The 19,129-nt window shown below is 43.6% G+C and carries 15 protein-coding genes; 1 reads left to right on the plus strand and 14 read right to left on the minus strand.

Annotated elements, in window-relative coordinates:
• Positions 1 to 22 precede the first annotated feature (22 nt).
• From D8877_RS07195 to D8877_RS07220, 6 genes are all read right to left on the minus strand, one after another.
• Positions 23 to 928 carry a DNA-3-methyladenine glycosylase family protein gene (locus tag D8877_RS07195; protein WP_049540661.1) on the minus strand — a complete coding sequence of 302 codons (906 nt, stop codon included), beginning with the start codon at positions 926 to 928 and terminating at the stop codon, positions 23 to 25.
• A 124-nt stretch (positions 929 to 1,052) separates the two neighbouring features.
• Positions 1,053 to 1,904 carry a VOC family protein gene (locus tag D8877_RS07200; protein WP_125340954.1) on the minus strand — a complete coding sequence of 284 codons (852 nt, stop codon included), beginning with the start codon at positions 1,902 to 1,904 and terminating at the stop codon, positions 1,053 to 1,055.
• 229 nt (positions 1,905 to 2,133) lie between these two features.
• The gene (locus D8877_RS07205; RefSeq protein WP_125340955.1) at positions 2,134 to 2,583 is read right to left on the minus strand and encodes an Rrf2 family transcriptional regulator; all 450 of its coding nucleotides are present in this window, start codon (positions 2,581 to 2,583) and stop codon (positions 2,134 to 2,136) included.
• Between the two features lie 56 nt (positions 2,584 to 2,639).
• The gene (locus D8877_RS07210; RefSeq protein WP_125340956.1) at positions 2,640 to 3,488 is read right to left on the minus strand and encodes a metallophosphoesterase family protein; all 849 of its coding nucleotides are present in this window, start codon (positions 3,486 to 3,488) and stop codon (positions 2,640 to 2,642) included.
• Positions 3,489 to 3,581: 93 nt separating this feature from the next.
• Positions 3,582 to 6,305 (minus strand): FtsX-like permease family protein, encoded by a 2,724-nt coding sequence (locus tag D8877_RS07215; protein WP_125340957.1) that lies wholly within the window; start codon positions 6,303 to 6,305, stop codon positions 3,582 to 3,584.
• Position 6,306: 1 nt separating this feature from the next.
• Positions 6,307 to 7,008 carry an ABC transporter ATP-binding protein gene (locus D8877_RS07220; RefSeq protein ID WP_125340958.1) on the minus strand — a complete coding sequence of 234 codons (702 nt, stop codon included), beginning with the start codon at positions 7,006 to 7,008 and terminating at the stop codon, positions 6,307 to 6,309.
• A 142-nt stretch (positions 7,009 to 7,150) separates the two neighbouring features.
• Here D8877_RS07220 and D8877_RS07225 point away from each other — a divergent pair, with 142 nt between their 5' ends.
• Positions 7,151 to 7,711, plus strand: a complete 561-nt coding sequence (locus tag D8877_RS07225) for a TetR/AcrR family transcriptional regulator (RefSeq protein WP_125340959.1) — start codon at positions 7,151 to 7,153, stop codon at positions 7,709 to 7,711.
• 89 nt (positions 7,712 to 7,800) lie between these two features.
• Here the strand turns inward: D8877_RS07225 and D8877_RS07230 are convergent, their stop codons facing one another.
• The 8 genes from D8877_RS07230 to rnr all read right to left on the minus strand — a co-directional run bounded on the left by D8877_RS07230 (position 7,801) and on the right by rnr (position 19,096).
• Positions 7,801 to 9,852 (minus strand): C69 family dipeptidase, encoded by a 2,052-nt coding sequence (locus D8877_RS07230; protein WP_125352913.1) that lies wholly within the window; start codon positions 9,850 to 9,852, stop codon positions 7,801 to 7,803.
• A 319-nt stretch (positions 9,853 to 10,171) separates the two neighbouring features.
• A complete protein-coding gene (locus D8877_RS07235) occupies positions 10,172 to 12,241 on the minus strand; it encodes a M13-type metalloendopeptidase (RefSeq protein ID WP_125352915.1) in 2,070 nt (689 codons plus the stop codon).
• A 423-nt stretch (positions 12,242 to 12,664) separates the two neighbouring features.
• Entirely contained in the window at positions 12,665 to 13,525 is an 861-nt protein-coding gene (gene tehB, locus D8877_RS07245) for an SAM-dependent methyltransferase TehB (protein ID WP_221761541.1), read from the minus strand.
• A gap of 250 nt (positions 13,526 to 13,775) precedes the next feature.
• Positions 13,776 to 14,612 (minus strand): alpha/beta fold hydrolase, encoded by an 837-nt coding sequence (locus tag D8877_RS07250; protein WP_125340963.1) that lies wholly within the window; start codon positions 14,610 to 14,612, stop codon positions 13,776 to 13,778.
• Positions 14,613 to 14,626: 14 nt separating this feature from the next.
• Positions 14,627 to 15,628: an NADP-dependent oxidoreductase gene (locus D8877_RS07255; RefSeq protein WP_125340964.1), complete on the minus strand. Its 1,002-nt coding sequence runs from the start codon at positions 15,626 to 15,628 to the stop codon at positions 14,627 to 14,629.
• An 81-nt stretch (positions 15,629 to 15,709) separates the two neighbouring features.
• Positions 15,710 to 16,141 (minus strand): Rrf2 family transcriptional regulator, encoded by a 432-nt coding sequence (locus tag D8877_RS07260; protein WP_125340965.1) that lies wholly within the window; start codon positions 16,139 to 16,141, stop codon positions 15,710 to 15,712.
• 176 nt (positions 16,142 to 16,317) lie between these two features.
• Entirely contained in the window at positions 16,318 to 16,785 is a 468-nt protein-coding gene (smpB, locus tag D8877_RS07265) for an SsrA-binding protein SmpB (protein ID WP_125340966.1), read from the minus strand.
• On the minus strand, positions 16,748 to 19,096 hold the full coding sequence (gene rnr / locus D8877_RS07270; RefSeq protein WP_125352917.1) for a ribonuclease R: 2,349 nt from the start codon (positions 19,094 to 19,096) through the stop codon (positions 16,748 to 16,750). Before rnr ends, smpB begins: the two co-directional genes overlap by 38 nt.
• Positions 19,097 to 19,129 lie beyond the last annotated feature (33 nt).

Consider the following 19,129-nt stretch of genomic DNA (forward strand, 5'->3'; position numbering starts at 1 on the left):
TCTCCTTTTCGATGATAATCAACTAATAAAGCAAACGCCAAATATAAAAAACTGCATATGAACACCATGTTCCCCACTCATTTTTTAACTTTAACAGCAATTCCTTAGACGGTTTCTCATCTAAACCAAGTATATAAGATATGCCATTCTGCAATCCAATGTCAGCCATCGGAAAAGCCGATTGGATACGAAAACATCGCATCATCACATAATGAGCCGTCCACGGACCGACACCATAAAGTTTAAGCAGCTCTTTTTCAATTTGCTCAGCTGTATCTAACTTTTGATAATAACTTCTTGAAATGGTGCCCTGATACAAGAGCTTTGATATTGTTTGCAAATATTCTGCTTTTTTACGAGTCATTTGCAACTCCAATAACTCCTCAGCCATACTATTCGCAACCATCTTTGGCTTTGGATAAAGCCAGTAAGTTTCATGGTTATAGTGAAAAGCTTCGCCATATTTCTTGACAAAACGTTCTTTTAGGGTATAAGCATAAGCAAGATTTACCTGCTGTCCTAAAATTCCCCAAGTAATAGCCTCATAAAAATCTGGGACACCAATCAAACGAAGTCCGTAAAATTTCTGAACCAAAGGAGATAAAATATCATCTTCTTGTGCAAACTGATAAAAGTTATCTAACGACTGATCTAAATCCAACCAATCTCTGACAAAATTGCTAATAACTTTTCTAGCCTCAGCAGAAAAAATAGTCTGATTTTCCGCCTGGATACATATCTCTTGAACTTGCTCATTGTAAAAAATCGTACAAAGATAAAATTCATTTTCAACTTTAAACAAGCGCTTAATTCTGTCATTTGCAACTTGGTACATCACTTCCTTTTCCTCTCTTGATAAGTAGGAAATGATTTGTCCCCAGTCAAAGATAGATGACGTTTCTAAATAGATTATATTTTTAGCTAACATTTCTCCACCTTTCTTTTAGTTATTATACCATCATTTTGGAAGCGGAAATATAACAATCTGGCTTTCTCATCAGAAAAACAAAATCCCCCTATCTTTAGCAGATGGGGGATGACATCGTATTTAACTAGGTGACTTGGAGCTTAGCCACAATCCCATCTGGGTCTGTGACTTCTAGCTCTTGGGAGCTAATCCATCGGACTGGCGCCTGCAAATCCAGAGCATTTTCATAAATTGCTACTAGGTCTTCTTTTCCTTGAACTTGGGCTTCAAAATAGACTAGTCCTAGTTGCTTGGGTTTGCGATGATTCAAGTGAGAACCTCCCCATTCATTAACTGCTAAATGATGATGGTAGTTTCCTGATGCCAGCCAGCTAGCAGAAGGTACAGAAAATTTGTCCTCCAAGTCTAGAAGCTTTTGGTAAAAATGACTGGCTGCTCTGCTATTTTTCACAGACAGGTGGACATGGCCCATACGAGTGCCTTCAGCAATACTAAACGGCTGGACTTCCTGACCCAGTTCATAGATTTCTTGAGCAGCTAGAGCTTCCGTCACTCCGATAATGCGACCATCTTCTCGAATATCCCAATCATCCTGAGGTTTGTCCCGATAAAGCTCAATGCCGTTGCCTTCTGGATCCTCCAGATAAATGGCTTCACTATAACCGTGGTCCGCCCCTCCAACCATAGGAACTTTATTTTCTGATAAATGCTTAAGGATATCCGCCAAAGCTTGACGGCTTGGAAGTAAGAGTGCCAGATGATAAAGACCGTAAGCCGACTTGACTGACTGCCGGTCACTGGTCGCTAAGAGTCTCACCAGCACTTGTCCGTCCCTGCCCAAAGCTACCTGTCCGCCCTGCTCTTCCAAAAGCTCCAGCCCTAAAACACGCTGATAAAAATCCCTTTGTCTTGCTAGGTCAGCCACATAAAGTGCCACCTCTCCTAGATAAATCTTGCTTTCATATTCAAAAGTCATGTTTTTTCTCCTCTCTTTAATTTTAAATGTCAGCAGGTTTCCTGCCTAATCTTTCTTTTTATTTTCTCAAAACAGAGATAGGTTCCTTGATGCGGATGCCTGCCTTTCCATTTGCTTCGAAAGATTATTTTAAATTGTAATTATTTATGTTACATCTATTAGTATAGCACATCTTAATGTAATGTCAACAATTACATCTCAGAAAATTCTTAACAAAAAAATCTGCTCACTAGGTAACAGATTGTTCTTTAATTTCTTTTTCGGTTGCTGCGACGACCTCGTCAAGACTGGTCTGAGCCAATTCAGCTTCCATGGCTGCCTGGATAGCCGCCAAGCGGTCGTCTAAGACATTGTGAATGTTCTTACCGATAGGACAGTCTGGATTGGGCTTGTCATGAAAACTAAAGAGCTGGCCGCTCTTACCCAGACATTCAACCGCACTATAGACGTCCAACAGACTAATATCTTTCAAATCTTTGGCAATCTCCGCTCCTCCAGTCCCACGAGCAACGGTAATCATTCCTGCATTCTTGAGCTGGGACAGGGTCTTGCGAATAATAACTGGATTGACGCCGACACTACTAGCAAGAATATCACTTGTCAGTTTTTGTTTTTTTCCCTCCAAAGCTAGGACAATCAGCATATGAGTGGCAATGGTAAAACGGCTAGAAATCTGCATTTTTTCTCCTCCCTCATCATTTTCTCTCACTATTATATCTCAAAAATGGTGTAACTTCAAGAGTTACGACTGGACTTTAAGAAAGCTGCAATCTCATCCGCATAGCCTTCCCGCTCACTGATTTCCCGCAGCAGGTCGTGGTTGTGGGTATGGTGGATACCATTGACCAAACTCTCCCGATAAATCTCATAGTAAGGCAAGTGGAGCTCCCGAGCCAATTTCAGCTCCTGCTCCACATCGTAGGCCACGCGCCGTAGGTCGACATCAGCCAGACCCGTCTCATCTATCTCTAAAATGGCATACTGGGCTCGCAAGTCCTGACGCAAAGCCGAATCTAGAAAGAATGGCTGACCAATAGAGCCGGGATTGATAATCAGCTGCCCCTGAGTCCCGTAGCGGAGAAACTGCTGGTGAATATGACCATAAACAGCAACAGCGCAGTCGTTTCCCTCGAAAAGTCGGTCGAAATCACTCTGCTCGCCAATATGAATCAACTCCCGCCCCCAATTCTTATCTGGTAGATGGTGGCTAACCGCAATCTTCAAGCCTTCTACTTCTGTCAAGACCTGTAGAGGAAGTTCCTGCATGCGGTCAATCTCTTCAGGACAGATTTCCTCTAGAACAAAATGGCAGAGCCGGGTCAGATAGAGATGGCTGGGACGATCCAAATCCAGCTTTTGATGCAGGGCATGCCCGAGACTGTCTTCCCAATTCCCTCTAACCTGGAGGCTGTTCTGCAGCTTCTCCATCCTATTTAAAATATTTCTGCGGCCAGTTCCTGGCAGGAGCAAGTCCCCCAAAAACCAATAGTCTGTCACCTGCTGGCTTTCCGCATCCGCCAGTACTGCTTCCATGGCTGTGCTATTCCCATGCACATCGGATAATAAGGCAATTTTTCGTGTCATCGTATGTCTTTCTCTTTCTTTACAAAGAATATTATATCAAAGTTCAAAAAGACTTCCACCCATCAAGTGAGTGAAAGTTTTGAAGTGTTTTTTTCAATCGACAGACTTAAGTGCTTCCAGCATATCTACTCGTCTGAGACGGTAGTTGACAAAGAAGCCAAGCAAGGTCAGAATAAGAGTCACTGCAGTTAGAGGAAACGAATAGACTGAGGAGCTTACTTGAGGGTTTAAGCTGATAATGCTAGGCGCAACCTTCTCAATCAAAAAACGATGAAGGAAGAAACCGCCTAGAAGCCCAACTGCCATCCCAATCACTGACAGAATAATGGTCTCTCGATAGATATAGAGGGTCACTTCCTTATTGTGGAAGCCCAGAACCTTGATAGTGGACAGCTCGCGAATCCGCTCGGCCACATTGATATTTGTCAGATTGTAGAGAATGACGACTGCTAAAAGAATGGAAATCAGGACCAAAACCAGCATCGTATTATTAAGAGATTCAGCTAGAACGTTGAACTGCTTCACCATGCTAGCATTTTGGGAAACACTCTTGACAGACTTGAGACTCATAAATTCATTGGCCTTGTCAACAATATTTTTGCTAGAAGAGTCCTTGAGTCGCACTAGATAAGCGTTTTTCTCGGGCTTTTTCCCGTAAATCTTCTGGTAGTCAGTCGCCTTCATAAAGGCAAAATGGCCAAAATGATTCTCATTGACTGCTGCGAGCTTGACAGGCTTGCCACCCAGCTCTATACTACCACCGGGGCTAACTCCAGCTATGCGGGCCAATTTATCCGAAACAACTACACCGTCCTTGAGAGTCAGCTTTTGCTGGTTGTCAGGACTTTCCATAGAAATAAAAGGTTCAAAATTTTCCTTGTCCGCAACCATTAAAGTGACTGACTCTGTCTCTTTTTTCCCTTTGTATTTCTCTGTTAGGGTTTCACTATGGATTTCCTGATAGTCAGCAATCGAGTCATCTGCCAGCATCTTTTTCAGCTTGTCTTGTTCGGCTTGATTTTCCCCAGGATTGACAGCAACAATCAAGTCGTATCGCAGAATCTCCTCAAACTGACGTTTGGGAATACCACCAATAGAAGATTGGAGTCCTAGACCGGCAAAGAGCAGGGCAACAGAACCCGCCACACCAAAGATGGTCATAAACATCCGCTGCTTATAGCGAAAGATATTGCGTGCTGTGACTTTCTGAGTAAAGCTAAGATATCGCCAGATAAAGGGCAGTCTTTCCAAGAAAATCTTGGAGCCCTTGACCGGTGGCTTGGGCAAAAGCAAGTGAGCTGCTTCCTCTGTCAGCTCCCGTCTTGCCACCAAATAGGCAGGGAGAACGCTGGAAAGAAGGGAAAGCCCCAGGGCCAGTAAACTATAGGAAACATAAAAATATGCATGAGGGGCAGAGAGCACCATCCCTCTGGTAATAATAGAAGAAATCACTCCCGACAAGAAATAATGTCCCAGCAGAATCCCTATGAGGGTACCTAGACTCCCCGCCACCAAACCGTAAAGAGCAAACTTGCGAATGATATCTCGGCTATGATAGCCTAGAGCCTTGAAGACGCCTGCATTCGTTCGCTCCTCATCGACAAAGCGAGTCATGGTGGTAAAGGTCACCATAGCTGCCACCAGATAGAGCACCACCGGGAAGATATTACCAATCGACGCAATACTATTCATGGAGTTTTTATACATATGATAGCCATTCCCACCTGGCAGAGACTTGCGATCATAGCTATGATAGGCCGGCTCTTTCAAACGACTCAGGTCTGCCTTAGCGTCAGCTAGCTTGTCCTTACTAGCTGATAAGTCTTTCTCTGCCTTTGCTAGCTCTGCTTTTTTCTGATTGAGTTGGGACTCAGCTTCCTGAATCTGCTGCTGGCTCTGACTGAGCTGTGCAGAAGGGAGGATAGAAGCAGATTGAGCTGCCGATAGCTGGCTTTTTTGCTGGTCTAGCTGACTCTGAGCTTGCTCTAACTGTTTTTTACCTTGGGTCAGCTCACTCTCAGCCTGACCAATCTTATCTTGGCCCTTCTGAATGGTGCTTTTGGCATCTGCCTCTAATCGCTTAAAGCGAGCCACTCCGTTATCTTCCAGGCTCTTGTCCAAAGCAGTCTGGTGCTGCTCCAAACGCTCCTGATAGCTTTCAGAGAAGGGAGCCAGCTTTTTTAAATCATGATAGCGCAGGCGGACAATACTGTAAACATCTGTATCAAATGCCTTGGGGCTTACTACAGCATAGGCTGATAAAGCCCCGCTGCCACTAGTCGCATTGCCCAGATTTCTATCAGACCATAGCTCCGCCGAGTTGACAAAACCCACAATCTTATAGGTCTTGTTTTTCAGAACTGACCGACTGCCGGCCTTTTCAGTCAGATCAATCTCCTGGCCAATTTTATATTTTTTAGACCAAAAGCTAGCTAGGGCAATTTCTTGCTCATTCTTGGGAAGACGACCGGAGGTCACTTGAAAGCTTGAAATATCCTTGGTATCTGAGAATACTCGGAGAGCCTCCTCGTCCACGGTGACATCTGTCAGATAGCCAAACTCGACATCGGCTCCCTTGATAGCTTCCAGCTCTTTCTGATCCTCCGCATCCAAACCATAGTCCGCCATAACAACCAAGTCCATGGTTCTCTGTTCTTTCAAATAATCTGTTGCTGTTCTGCGCATATTGGGTGGAGCGACCTTGAGCCCCACAAGAGCTAAAGAGCCCAGCATCATGAGGATTAAAATAGATAGGAAACGTCCTTTAGAGCTAGTGAAGGAGCGCAGAATATCTTTCCAATAAATCTTTCTCTTCATATCAATACTCCAATGTACTTATATCCTGAGGCTCTTCATTGACTGTAACACTCTTGACCCTCGCATCGTGCATGCGGATAACCCGATCAGCAATGGGAGCCAAGGCAGCATTGTGGGTTACGATAATCACCGTCGCCCCTTGATTGCGGGACATGTCCTGTAAGATTTGCAGCACTTGCTTGCCGGTATTGTAGTCCAGAGCACCTGTCGGCTCGTCGCAGAGCAAAATCTTGGGATTCTTTGCCACTGCCCGAGCGATAGACACCCGCTGCTGCTCCCCTCCTGATAGCTGTGCAGGAAAGTTATTGAGGCGATTTTCCATACCAACTGCGGTTAGAACGGCCACTGGATCTTGAGCATCCTTGACAATCTCCGAAGCCAATTCGACATTTTCCTTGGCCGTCAGGTTGGGCACCAAATTGTAAAACTGAAAGACGAAACCCACGTCATTGCGGCGATAGTCCGTCAGCTGGTGGGAATTGTAGTCAGCAATATTCTGGCCGTCTATCAGGATATCTCCCTCATCATTGGTATCCATACCTCCAAGAATATTAAGCACTGTTGACTTACCAGCACCAGAAGCACCCAGGATAATGACCAGTTCCCCCTTTTCAATCTCAAAAGAAATATCATGATTGGCGACAATCTCCGTGTCACCTACCTGATAACGTTTAAAACTATGTTTCATTTCAATGTAAGCCATGTTATCATCTCTCCTTTTCAAAACTCGTTTCCTTAAACCAACAAGGTGTTGATTCTAAATCACAGATATTATATAATGAGCTTAGATAAAAAGCAATAACCAAAAATCAACAAAGTGTTGATTTAAGGAAAAAGGAAGAAAAATGGTCCAGAAACGAAAAACTAGTACCAAGGAAGACATCAAAGAAGCCTTGATTCAGCTACTATCAGAGGAAAGGTTTGATAATATTTCCATCAGCAAGCTCTGCAAGCGGGCTGGGATTAACCGCGGCACCTTCTACCTCCACTACCAAGATAAATATCAGATGGTTGATAGTCTCAAAAAAGAAATTATTTCCCAACTTTCTAGTTATAGCTTGTTTGAAGCAGAGAACGAATATCCCAAAAAGTTAATGATAGCAAAATTCCATATACTGCGCGCTAATGAACGTCTTATCAATGCCCTGACCAAGAGCCATTATATTGACTTTCGCGAAGCTATTCGGGAGTACATAACCACTATCATTCTGAGTGATAAGCAAAAGGATGCTACCCAGCGTTTTTTAGAGGAGAACTTCCATATCCCTCAGAAATACGCCTTGGAAATCTTCCTATCCAGTGTTGAGGGGATTATTTCTCTTTGGATAGCCGGCGGAGCTCAAGAAGAACCTGAAGAACTCACTGACATAATTTTGACTACTTATAACTATGATTATTTAAGATAAGGGCTCTAGTTTAAAGGATAGCCTAGACAAAAATCGTTTTTTCACCAAGAAAGGCCGAACATTTTGCTCGGCCTTCTTTTTATTTTAGATTAGTTTTTATTTGTTTTCTTCAAAAGGAAGAAGACTCCTGCTAGGATAATCAAACCTGCAAGGCCTATGATGGTGACTTGCTCACCTGTTGATGGCAGGTCTTTTTTCTTAGCTTTGACAGACTGCTCATTTCGATACTGCACTTGATAAACAGAGAAATGATTGGTCGTGAAGCTGATGGTCTGGTTTTGATTAACCGTTACATCAAATTTCTCAACTTGTTTGCCATTTTCATCCAGAGCATAGACGGCATCTACTGGCAAGTCTTTGCGAACTGGAATCGTCACAAGTGTTGGACTGACCTGATGCACCGGCTGACCATTCGGATCGGTCAAGCTAATGTCATAAGTATCTGTCGGCTGAATCTTGCTTTCCATTTTTTTCACTGACAGCTGAAGACCAGCCTTGACCAAGTCAGCATTTTTCAAGCGAATGCCAGTTGTGACATCTACCAAGCTGTCATCTTCTACATTGACTTCCGTCCGTGTATCCGAACTGCTAGAAGTTGCTGAAGAGGAAGAACTTGACGAGTTTTGAGTTGATGAAGAGCTGCTAGAATCTTTGCTGGAGCTAGATGGAGTTGTTTTTGTTGCTTCCTTGATTTTAGCTTCCATTTCAGCTTCTAGCTCTTTCATTTCCTTAAAGACTTGCGCTGCTCGAGCCTGTGTTTCCTCTGTGACTTTGGCTGAAGAGTCTGGAAGAGCTGCATTGGCTGCATCTAGAGCATTTTGCTCCTCAATAAATCGGGTTTCCAAAGCCTTCCACTTATCTTGGACAGAAGTTCCAAAGAGGTCCTGATGCTTGGCCGCCATATCGTAGATATGAGATGCTACCCAGTACCAAGAGTCTGGACTGTAGCTAGTTGTGTTGACCTTATAAGCATCGTAAGTATCCGTGATATTCCCATTATAAGGCAGGTAAGGTGAGAAGCGCGGACTGCCTACCGCCAGCCACATAGTGCCTCCGCCCATATTGGCTGGAACGCCGTCTTTGAGCTGGAAAATATGAGCTTCCATGACATTTGGGTTGCCCAACGGATATTTGTAAACAGGGTCTGTCGTACCGCGTTGTGGCAGCCCCTTACCATCTAGCTCCATTTGGTCCAGAGGTTTGAACTGAGTGCCCTCAAAGCGATTGCGCTGCATAGCCATGACATCTGCTACACTGATCTTTCTGTCTGTGGAGTGCATGAGATCAAAGTAAGAGTCGTTATAAGACACGGCCGCATTTGGATCTAGACTGGTGATACCTGCCCAGGCACGCGAACGATCTGCCTCTGCCATCGGTGGATTGTAGGACTGAGAAATGTGGAATTTGCCGTCAATTTCTTTATAAGAGTTAGCTTGCTTGGCTACATTCTGAACACCCTTTGAGGCAATAACATTTTCTGTATCGTCAAAGTCAACACTACCCAAGAAGAAAGTATTAGGAAAGACAGCATACTTGTCATCTGGGAATTTAATAGCAACATATTGGTGACCAGATAGGATTTCCATATACCAGACACCAGTCTTGTCAGCAATGGTGATAATATTACCCTCTGCTGCTCCCTTCTCTCTGACAATCTGCGCCATCAGCTCCACACCCTGACGGGCAGTCTGAACATGGGGCAGAACGACGGTTGTCAGGATAGACTCTGCCAAACCATTTGCTACATAAGGATCCACTTTTTGGATGGCATCATTAGCCTTGGCAGAAACAGTCGCAGAAATGGAAACACCGTATTCATTGAAGCCAACCTCATCAAAAATACCTTGGGATGGGGTCACATCTGATACCGAAGTATACTTGTAGCTTTCTGCCGGCAGGGTCCATTCAAAACCGTTGGCTTCATCGACTAGTTTGGCACCACTCGCATTAGTCTTTCTCGGATGAACCAGAAAGACCTTATTGTGATTTGGCTCCAAGTCCTCTGTCCGACCGTAAAGCGTTGTGCCGTCTGCCGTCAGGTCTTTCCCGACGATAAATCCTGTGCAGGCTTCGACCACTTGGAAAGGAAAGAGAAAAATGGTCGAAAGAGCTAACAAGGAACGAAACAATATTTTTTTCATAAAAATATCTCCTTTGTTTTTTTGTGAAAAATTACAAAATTAAATACTATATTCAGTATAGCCTTTTACTCTAGGTTTTGCAAGCGATTTCATTTTTTTGACGTGTAAGATTTACTAGATAAATAATTCATTTCAAAATAGAAAAAAGCCAGATAAAATCTGACTTTAAAGACACGTGGCTGCGGAGGCACAAACCGCAGCCGCGCAAGTATTGCAGGAAAGAATGGATAGGAGAAAAAGGACAAACTTCTCTCCTATTTCCAAACTGGTTGTGCTTCATAGCTTAGATTATTTTACCGTCTTCTCTAGACAAGCAATCTTACCATACGCTGACCCGCTTATCTGGAGCCAGATACATGGCATCACCTTCTTTGATTTCTGGATAGGTTTCATAGAAGGCCTCTACATTTTTGAGTTGCTGGTTGACCCGCAGTTCGGACGGAGCATGGACATCTACCTTCAGAAGAAGTTGGTTAAATTGCAGACTGGCCTTGCTTCTCCAGATATTGGCATAGTTTTCAAAGTAATTCTTCAAGTCCGCATCTGGATATTTCTTTTTCACAACTTCAAGAGTAGCTGAAAGTCCTCCAGCATCGGCTACATTTTCTGTTACCGTAAGCTTGCCGTTGACCTTGCCACCGTAGATTTCAATACCATCCCACTGCTTGGTAACAGCTTCAATTTTCTTGTCAAAAGCTTTCTTATCTGCTTCAGTCCACCAATTGTTCAAATTCCCCTCTTCATCAAAGTTTGCACCGTTTGAGTCGAAGGCGTGAGTAATCTCATGACCAATAACCATACCAATACCGCCGTAGTTCTTTTCCATCTCTTGCTTAGCATCAAAGAATGGATTCTGCAGGATTGCGGCTGGGAAGTTGATACTGTTATTTTCCTGTGAGTAGTAAGCGTTGATATCATAGGAAGGCATGACCCACTCGTCCTTGTCTACTGGCTCCGAGAAGTGCTCAACATCATATTGATGTTTTGCTTGACTCAAAGCAATTGCATTCTCAAAGAAGGATTTCTTATCGTCTACTTTCAAGGCCTTAGTCGCTTCGCGAACTTTTTCAGGATAGCCGATATAGAGTTTCATAGTATCCAGCTTCTTGACTGCCTTCTGTTTGGTTTCTTCTGATAGCCATTCGTTTTTCAGCATACGTTCCCGATAGACTTCCTTGATATCCTTGACCATTTGGGTTACTTCTTGCTTGGCTTCCTCACCGAAATATTTACGTCCATAGTAAAGACTGAAGACATCTGAAAAAGTTCCTGTTGTCAGATTGTAGGCTGCATCTTCTTTTGAAGTTGCTTCCTTAGTTCCTTGCAAGGATTTTTGGTACTCTGCAAAAATCAGCCGATAGTCATCGGTTAGAAAACTAGATGCTGATGCTGCCTGCTTCACAAGCATCCAAGATTTGAGCTTGCCAAAGTTCTTGTCATTGACTACCTTGGCAAAATTTTCATAATACTTAGGGTTAGGAACATTGACATCGCCAGATTCCTGGCCTAGATAGTCATTGATAATATCGTGAAACTTAAAGGTATCAGAGTAGGCATTGATGTCTTCTGCCGTCTTAGGATGGTGAAGATTTTTAATTTCCGAAGTTTCTTCATTACTTTGGGCATACTTGGCCAGTTCTCCATCAAATTCTAAGGCTTCTTTGACAATCTTTTCGCTGTCTTTTTCACTGTAGCCCAGCTTTTGCATGGCTTCTTTGAATGCTTTTTCCAGCGGATCCATCATCCTTTTCTTAGCAGCTTCATCTTCATAGTAGCTCTTATCCGGCAGCATAAGACTTGGACTGGACAGATTCACTTGTTTCTGATTGGTATTTTCTAGGTTAGAACTGATTTCAAAGGTAAATGGCAGTGCTAGACCACGCTTTTCCCAGTCAACAGCCTTGCTAGCTAGGTCCTTTAGATCGGACAAGTCTTCAATTTCCTTGAGATAGGACTTGAGAGGATCTAAGCCATCCTTTTCCCGCTGCTTGAAGTCCGTCGCTTGCTGGTAGTATTTGATAAACTCAGGCATGCCTTCAATCGTTGACTCTTCTTTACCAGAGACTAGATTTTTGACATCCGCCTTCATCTTATCCTTGACCTGCTCGTTCAGCTCATAAAACACACCGTTAGACGGCTGATCGCTAGGGATTTCTGCCTTTTCCAACCATTTTTTATTGATGGCTTGATAGTAATTGGTCCTCACTGTGGCATTCTTATCAATCGGTGTCTCCTGAGGGACAAAGGTCTTATAAGCCCAGTAGCCACCGGCAGCCAAGATTAGGCCGGTCACAGTCAACGTAGAAGTTAGAATGATTTTGGTTCTTTTCTTCATGAGTTCCTCCTTGTATCTTAAGTAAAATATAATTGACTTTTTTATTTTACTCATTTACTTTAACATATTCTTTTTTCCTCGTCAACAGAAAACTGAAGGTCTGGAAAAATTTGCCGCAAGAAGAGAGAATAAGGTCATTCAGTCTGCTTTTAAAAGTGATCTGCTCTAGACTCACACTTAAAGAAAAACTAAAGTTTCTATCAGCTGTCCTGTTGCTTCCAGCTCTTTTCTCTCCTCCTTGCACTTTCTAGTATAGCGTCCAAACTTCAGATATTTCTCAAGAAATTCTAAAATATTTCTAAAGTTTTTTACTAAAATAAAAAAACTGAGACAAAAATGCCTCAGTCTAGCTTTATTACGTTCAAAAAATATTGAATCTGAGACAATTTAAATTGTCTCCCAGACCTTTTAAACCTAAGCCTCAAAATAAGTGAGCCAAGCTAAATTTTCAAAAATCAACTTCTGTCCTACTGTCTTCTACTGAACCTTTTTAGCCAGCATAGTCGCAAAGCGCAGCTGAATTCGATTGCCGTTTTCATCCCGGCGATGGAGGTGACCAGGATTTTCATTGTACTTAACCAGCTCCCAGTCTTTGTAATATTCGGCAAGCTCACCTTCCTTAAAAGTAAAAAGAAAAGGCATAGAGCATGGGAAGTCTTCTGTATCCATAGCACAGACGATGAGATTGTAGCCACCAAGCGCTGTATGCTCTTGCATATTTCGGATAATATACGGAATCCGATCCGCCTGCAGGAACATAAGTACAACGGTGGAAACGATCAAATCATAAGTCTGGGTCAGACTAGCTGAGTTAATGTCGTAGCTACCCACTGGCAGATCTAAACCCTCCTGCTCCACAATGCTGCGTAAAATCTCCAGTGCCAGCTCATTCTGATCTACAGCCGTCACTTCAAAGCCCTGCTTGGCTAGAAAGAGAGCATTGCGACCCTGACCACAGCCCAAATCAAGCGCCCGCCCTGGTCGGACTGTCTGCATGGCTTCCAAAACCTCTGAGTGCACTGGATTGCTGCCGTATTTCTTTGAGAAATAATCCTCAGGCCGACAGTAAAACTCCAAATACCACTCTAGGTCATCCGTCAAGGCTTCGACCCGATGCCAAGCTTGGGGTTGGGCAAAAGGATTGTCCTGACCAGCCTCAAAGATGTGCTCAGCCAGCTCCTCACCCTCCTCTGACATCTCGACAAACTTAAGGCGTCCCTTGAGAACAGTAATTTTGCCCCAAGTTCCCTCTTTGGTATTGTGCTTTCTCTTTACCGCTTCTGGCATGGTCTCAGCCGTCCACAACGGCATGCGTTTATAGGCTAGCAATTCTTCTATCATAAAAAATCCTTTCTCTTAAAGCCAAGCTCCGAATAATCTAACTGTCTTTATCATACTCGAAAAGGATAAACTTGACAAGTGTTAAATTGGACAGAACTTTTTTGTTTGGTAATTTCGACAACGAACAATTTAAGATGGCTACTGTAGATGAGAATCACTAAGATAAAACTAAAAAAGACCGGTCACCCAGTCTTTTATCTTGTATGAAAGTTGCTATGTCCTTTTTTAACCCTAGCATTTTGACTATTTATGCTGCCAAAAAACTCAACAATTCCTTTGAGAATTCATCCGCATATTGGAAAATGGAACCATGTCCAGCATTTGGATAGATAAGAAGTTTGCTGCCTTCTACCTTTTCATGCATAGCATAAGAATTTTCTGTTGGGACTTGCATATCCTTATCACCATTCACAATTAAGGTTGGTTGAGTGATATATTTCAGATCGTCTTGTGGAGCTTGTCCCCAAGCCTTGATTGCCTTGAGCTGCGCTAAGAAACCAGCAATTTTCATGTCTTTGTCCTTAAATTCCTCAGTCCGCGCGCCCATACGATCTAAAACCTTCAAAGCCTCTACTTTACCTTGCTCATCATGATTGTAAAAAATATAGCGTTTTGGGTCAATACGCTCAAGGGCAGCTTTAAACATATATTTGAATGTTTTTCCGGTAACCTTATCCATTTCAAATCCACCTCGAGGACCAGTTCCTGCCAAAATAAGACAATTAACCAAATCAGAATCCATACGAACTATTTCTTGAGCAATCATACCTCCCATAGACAGTCCTAGAAGATTGATACGATTGTAACCTAAATCACTTATAATGGCGATGGTTTGCTCTGCCATGCCTTGGATAGTCGTTGCAACTTTTCCCTGACTTGCCCCAACACCTGGTAGGTCTAAGACAAGGACATGATGCTCTTTCGCAATCAAATCTAAAAGTTTTGGATCCCAATTGTCCAAGGTCGCAGCCAAGTGAACTAACATAACAAGCGGAAAGTCAGACTTACCCTTGCTAAGTTCACGATAGGCAATTTGATTGCCAGCAACAGAGATGTATTGATTTTTTGTTGTGATGTAAGACATAAACTTCTTTCTAATTATTCAAAGCTGAGAACTGTTTTCCCACGTGAACGTCCATTCGCAACCTTATCGAGAGCAGCATTCACCTCATCAAACGTGTAAACTGTATCAATAGATGGTTTGATTTCAAGTTTACTGAAAATATCTGCTACTTCTTGTAATTGAGCACCATTACTTTCAACAAAGATAAAATGATAATGAACACCATACTTCTCAGCCATCTTATCAAACTTACGACCAGCAAGTCCTAGCAAGATTTGTTTCCATTTTGGCAAGTTCATACGTTTAGCAAAAGCACCATTTGGCATCGCTCGAAGAGAAACTAAGTGTCCGCCTTTTTTCATGATAGACATTTGCTTCTCTGTTTCAGCACCACCAAGTGTATCCAAAACATAGTCCACATTGCTGACAGTTTTTGTATAATCCTCCGTCTTGTAATCAATAAAGCGATCTGCCCCTAGGTTCAAGATACGCTCAGCGTTAACGGCAGCACCATTCGTGATAACCTTCAAGCCTTTTGCTTTAGCAATAGGAATCGCCATGCCACCAACACCACCTGTCCCTCCAGAGATGAAGATTGTTTTACCAGCTTGAGCTCCCATAAGCTCAAGAGCTTGCATAATAGTCAAAGCTGTCAAAGGCATCGCAGCGGCTTCAATGTCTGTCAAATATTCTGGGACTTTTGCCAAGGCTTCACTATCTACGCCAACATATTCTGCAAAAGCTCCGATATGATCAAGTGGAAGGCGAGCAAAAACACGGTCGCCAAGCTTGAAGTTGCTGACACGGCTTCCAAGTTCTTCAACAACTCCAACAACTTCATTTCCAGCTGTTTGCGGCAATTTGTAAGGGACAATCATCTTAACTTCTCCTCGGGAAATCATATTGTCCAAAGGATTGACTCCCGCTGCAGTGACCTTAACCAAAACTTGATTATCTGTAATGATAGGCTTTGCTATTTCTGTTATCGTAAGGTTGATGTTCTTTTTGTCATATTTTGTATGTAGTGCTGCTTTCATTATAATCTCTTTTCTATCCTTTATCTTCTTTGCATCAAGTGCAAGACTGTATTTTTGTTTTTAAAACTAAGATTTTACAAGTCAGTTTCGAACTTGATTAGCTGTTTTATATAAATTATTGATGACATCATCTAATGTTTGATGACTTAGTGCTTTTTCTAGTTGAGCTTCTGTGCTAGCGAAAATCGGCGAGACCGCTTCTTGAATATTTTGTCCGACAGGACATTCTTGATTAGCGTTCTGATGCATTTGAAACAAACTAATGTGCTTAACTTCTTGGGTAGCATAATAAATCTCAAGTAAACTCATCTTCTTAGGAGTTTTACCGAGTTGGTAGCCCGATTTACCTTGATGAGAAATAATTAAACCTGCATTTTTTAACAAGGTAATGACTTTTCGGATATAGCTAGAATTAGTTCCTACACTCGTCGCTAAGTTTTGCGAACTCAAAGTCTCCCTACTCTCACTAATCATTGTCAAGATATGCAAAGCCACTGAGAATTTTGTATCCATAGAAACTCCTTTTTCATAAACTTGTATCTAATACAAGAACAAGTATATCATCTGGATGGTTACTTATCAACTATTATGCTCACTTCTTTTTTTAAAATTAGAAAAGTCATCGAAGACAATCGAATAACTGGAAAACTTGCTCCCTAAAATAAAAAAAGACCGGTCCCCCCAGTCTTTCATCTTGTATTAAAGTTCTTCATCTGTCTTGCAATGTCGCGGCTTTGCTCGCGGCGTTTGATGGATTCGCGCTTGTCGTAGTCGTGCTTTCCTTTAGCTAGGCCCAGGAGGAGCTTGGCATAGCCGTCCTTGAGATAGACCTTGAGTGGCACCAGTGTCATCCCAGTTCCCTTGGTCTCCTGCTCCAGCTTTTGGATCTGCTTCTTATGCAGCAGCAGCTTTCTACGACGCTCAGGCTCTTGGTTCCAGATATTGCCCTCTTCATAAGGCGCAATATGGACATTGCTGAGCCAGGCCTCACCGTTCTTAATCTGGGCAAAGCCGTCTTTGAGATTGATGCGGGCGGCACGGACGCTCTTGATTTCCGTCCCTGTCAGCACCATGCCAGCCTCGATGGTATCCACGATGGTGTAATCGTGTCTGGCTTTTTTATTTTGCGCGACGACCTTTCCTTCTCCCTTTGCCATGCTTGGCTCCTTTCTTGACTAGTTCCTTGTAAAATGCCTTCTGGCTCTTGCCTTTCTTGGACTTCTTATCTTTCTTATCTCTGTAGCCTTTTTCTTTGGAAGAATGGTTGCGCTTGTCATCCTCACAGCGTCTCTTTCTGCCGGATTTGCCTCTGACACTCTTGCTTGTCTTTTCTACCAGGTCAAATTCACTAGGCAGGTATTCAAAGTCAATCTCACCCGTAGCCTTATCCGCTCGGACCAGCTTGATGCGAATTTGCTGACCGACCTTGAAGACCACGCCAGACTTTTCTCCTTGTAGCGTCATCGTCCGCTCATTGTAGCTGTAAAACTCTGGCAGGTTGGTGACATGAATCAAGCCCTCGACCGTATTAGGCAGCTCTACGAAGAGTCCAAACTTGACCACGCTTGAAACCACGCCGTCAAATTCTTCTCCAACAAATTCTTCCATGTACTCAGCCTTCTTCATAGCTTCAACTTCACGCTCGGCCTCGATAGCCCGACGCTCTCGGCTGGAGGACTGACTGGCAATCTCTGGAATCACTTGCTCAAAATGCTCTGCTATTTCCTTAGACTTGCCATAATCCCGCACCATCCGGTGAACCAGAAGGTCCGGATAGCGGCGAATCGGACTGGTGAAATGCGTATAAAACTCCGCTGCCAGACCGTAGTGGCCGTAATTGTGCTCGGAGTAGCGAGCCTGCTGCATGGAGCGCAGAAGCATCATGGATAGGACATCCTCATAAGGCTGGTCTTTGACCGATTCCATAATATCCTGCAGGGCCTGCTGACTCATAGAGCTAGCCGTCCCGTATATCCGAATCCCAAAGCTAGAGGCGTAGTCGATAAACTTCTGCACCTTCTCCGCCTTAGGCTCCTCGTGGATCCGATAGATGAAGGGCAGATTTAGCTTAGCAAAATGCTCAGCCACCGTCTCATTCGCCACCAGCATAAAGGACTCAATCATGCGCTCAGCAATCCCCCGCTGACGCAGGATAATATCCACCGGACGACCTTCCTTGTTGACCATGATTTTGGCTTCATTGGTGTCAAAGTTGAGTGCACCTCGTTTAAATCGCATGCTTTCCAGAATCTCATGCAGCTGGACCATACTGTCAATACTAGGCACAATTTCCTTGAACTGCTCAGCTTTTTCCTGATTTCCAGCAATGATGTCGTTGACATCACTGTAGGTCATGCGGAAGGTCGTCTTGATGACAGTTTGGGTGATGGTATGCTTGACCACGCGCCCCTTGGCATCAATCTCCATGATAGCCGACTGGGTCAGCCGATCCACATTTGGATTGAGCGAGCAGATTCCGTTGGACAGGCGCTCTGGCAGCATAGGCACCACGCGGTCGGTCACATAGACTGAAGTCGCCCGATTGAGGGCTTCCTTGTCCAGCTCAGAGCCTTCTTTGACATAGTAGGACACATCTGCGATATGGACGCCTAGCTCAAAGTTGCCATTTTTCAGGCGCTTGATATGGACAGCATCGTCCAAGTCTTTGGCATCCGCTCCATCGATGGTGAAGATAACCTCTTCACGCAGGTCCAAACGCCCTGCCAAATCACTCTCTGTCGGCGCATCTGGAACTCGCTCGGCCTCTTCCAAGACCTTTTCTGGAAACTCAGAGACAATGTCCATCGACTCCAGCACTTCTAATACATCAATACCTGGATCGTTGACATGACCGACTACATCGACCAGACGAGCCACGAAGAAATCGTGTTTCTTGGTCGGATATTTGTCAATAGCGACCTTGAGCACCTCTGTACCATCCAGAACCATAGCTGGTTTTTTGACATAAATAGGCTGGCTTATTTTCTGATTTTTCGAGCGGATGTAGCCCGCATACTTGGGCTTTTCCTCATCCAGAACCAGCTGACCAACTGCTGACGTCAGGCTGTGCTCCAAAATATCGATAATCTTAGCCTCGGCTGACGTTCCCTTGATACGGTCTGCCACCTTGGTGATGACTACTTCCACCGTATCGCCATCAATGGCATGATTGACATCATTGCGGCCGACAAAGAGGTCATCCTCTTCCTCATTCAGGGTGACAAAGCCAAAGCCATTCTTGTGAGCATGAAAAACACCCTTGAGCGTCATACGCTCCTGCTTTTTCTTCTCATAAAGCTCAATCCGCCCCTCGTTATCAAAGCGAATCTGATGCTTTCTTTCCATCTGGGAAATGGTCTTAACCAAGCTACTAAAATCCTTGGAAGACTCTTTCCCCAAAGCAGCCGCCAGCTCATCCACGCTAGCCTGCTGCCTGTCTTTTAAATATTCAATGATTTCTGATTTCATATTCCTCTTCTCTTGATGAGTTCTTTCTTCATC

The organism is Streptococcus sanguinis, from assembly GCF_003943735.1.
In the GTDB taxonomy this organism is placed as follows: domain Bacteria; phylum Bacillota; class Bacilli; order Lactobacillales; family Streptococcaceae; genus Streptococcus; species Streptococcus sanguinis_E.

Bases quoted from the DNA above. Each gene is read 5' to 3' on its own strand.
- D8877_RS07195 (WP_049540661.1), bottom strand. From the start codon at position 928: ATGTTAGCTAAAAATATAATCTATTTAGAAACGTCATCTATCTTTGAC.
- D8877_RS07200 (WP_125340954.1), bottom strand. From the start codon at position 1,904: ATGACTTTTGAATATGAAAGCAAGATTTATCTAGGAGAGGTGGCACTT.
- D8877_RS07205 (WP_125340955.1), bottom strand. From the start codon at position 2,583: ATGCAGATTTCTAGCCGTTTTACCATTGCCACTCATATGCTGATTGTC.
- D8877_RS07210 (WP_125340956.1), bottom strand. From the start codon at position 3,488: ATGACACGAAAAATTGCCTTATTATCCGATGTGCATGGGAATAGCACA.
- D8877_RS07215 (WP_125340957.1), bottom strand. From the start codon at position 6,305: ATGAAGAGAAAGATTTATTGGAAAGATATTCTGCGCTCCTTCACTAGC.
- D8877_RS07220 (WP_125340958.1), bottom strand. From the start codon at position 7,008: ATGGCTTACATTGAAATGAAACATAGTTTTAAACGTTATCAGGTAGGT.
- D8877_RS07225 (WP_125340959.1), top strand. From the start codon at position 7,151: ATGGTCCAGAAACGAAAAACTAGTACCAAGGAAGACATCAAAGAAGCC.
- D8877_RS07230 (WP_125352913.1), bottom strand. From the start codon at position 9,852: ATGAAAAAAATATTGTTTCGTTCCTTGTTAGCTCTTTCGACCATTTTT.
- D8877_RS07235 (WP_125352915.1), bottom strand. From the start codon at position 12,241: ATGAGTAAAATAAAAAAGTCAATTATATTTTACTTAAGATACAAGGAG.
- D8877_RS07250 (WP_125340963.1), bottom strand. From the start codon at position 14,612: ATGTCTTACATCACAACAAAAAATCAATACATCTCTGTTGCTGGCAAT.
- D8877_RS07255 (WP_125340964.1), bottom strand. From the start codon at position 15,628: ATGAAAGCAGCACTACATACAAAATATGACAAAAAGAACATCAACCTT.
- D8877_RS07260 (WP_125340965.1), bottom strand. From the start codon at position 16,141: ATGGATACAAAATTCTCAGTGGCTTTGCATATCTTGACAATGATTAGT.
- smpB (WP_125340966.1), bottom strand. From the start codon at position 16,785: ATGGCAAAGGGAGAAGGAAAGGTCGTCGCGCAAAATAAAAAAGCCAGA.
- rnr (WP_125352917.1), bottom strand. From the start codon at position 19,096: ATGAAATCAGAAATCATTGAATATTTAAAAGACAGGCAGCAGGCTAGC.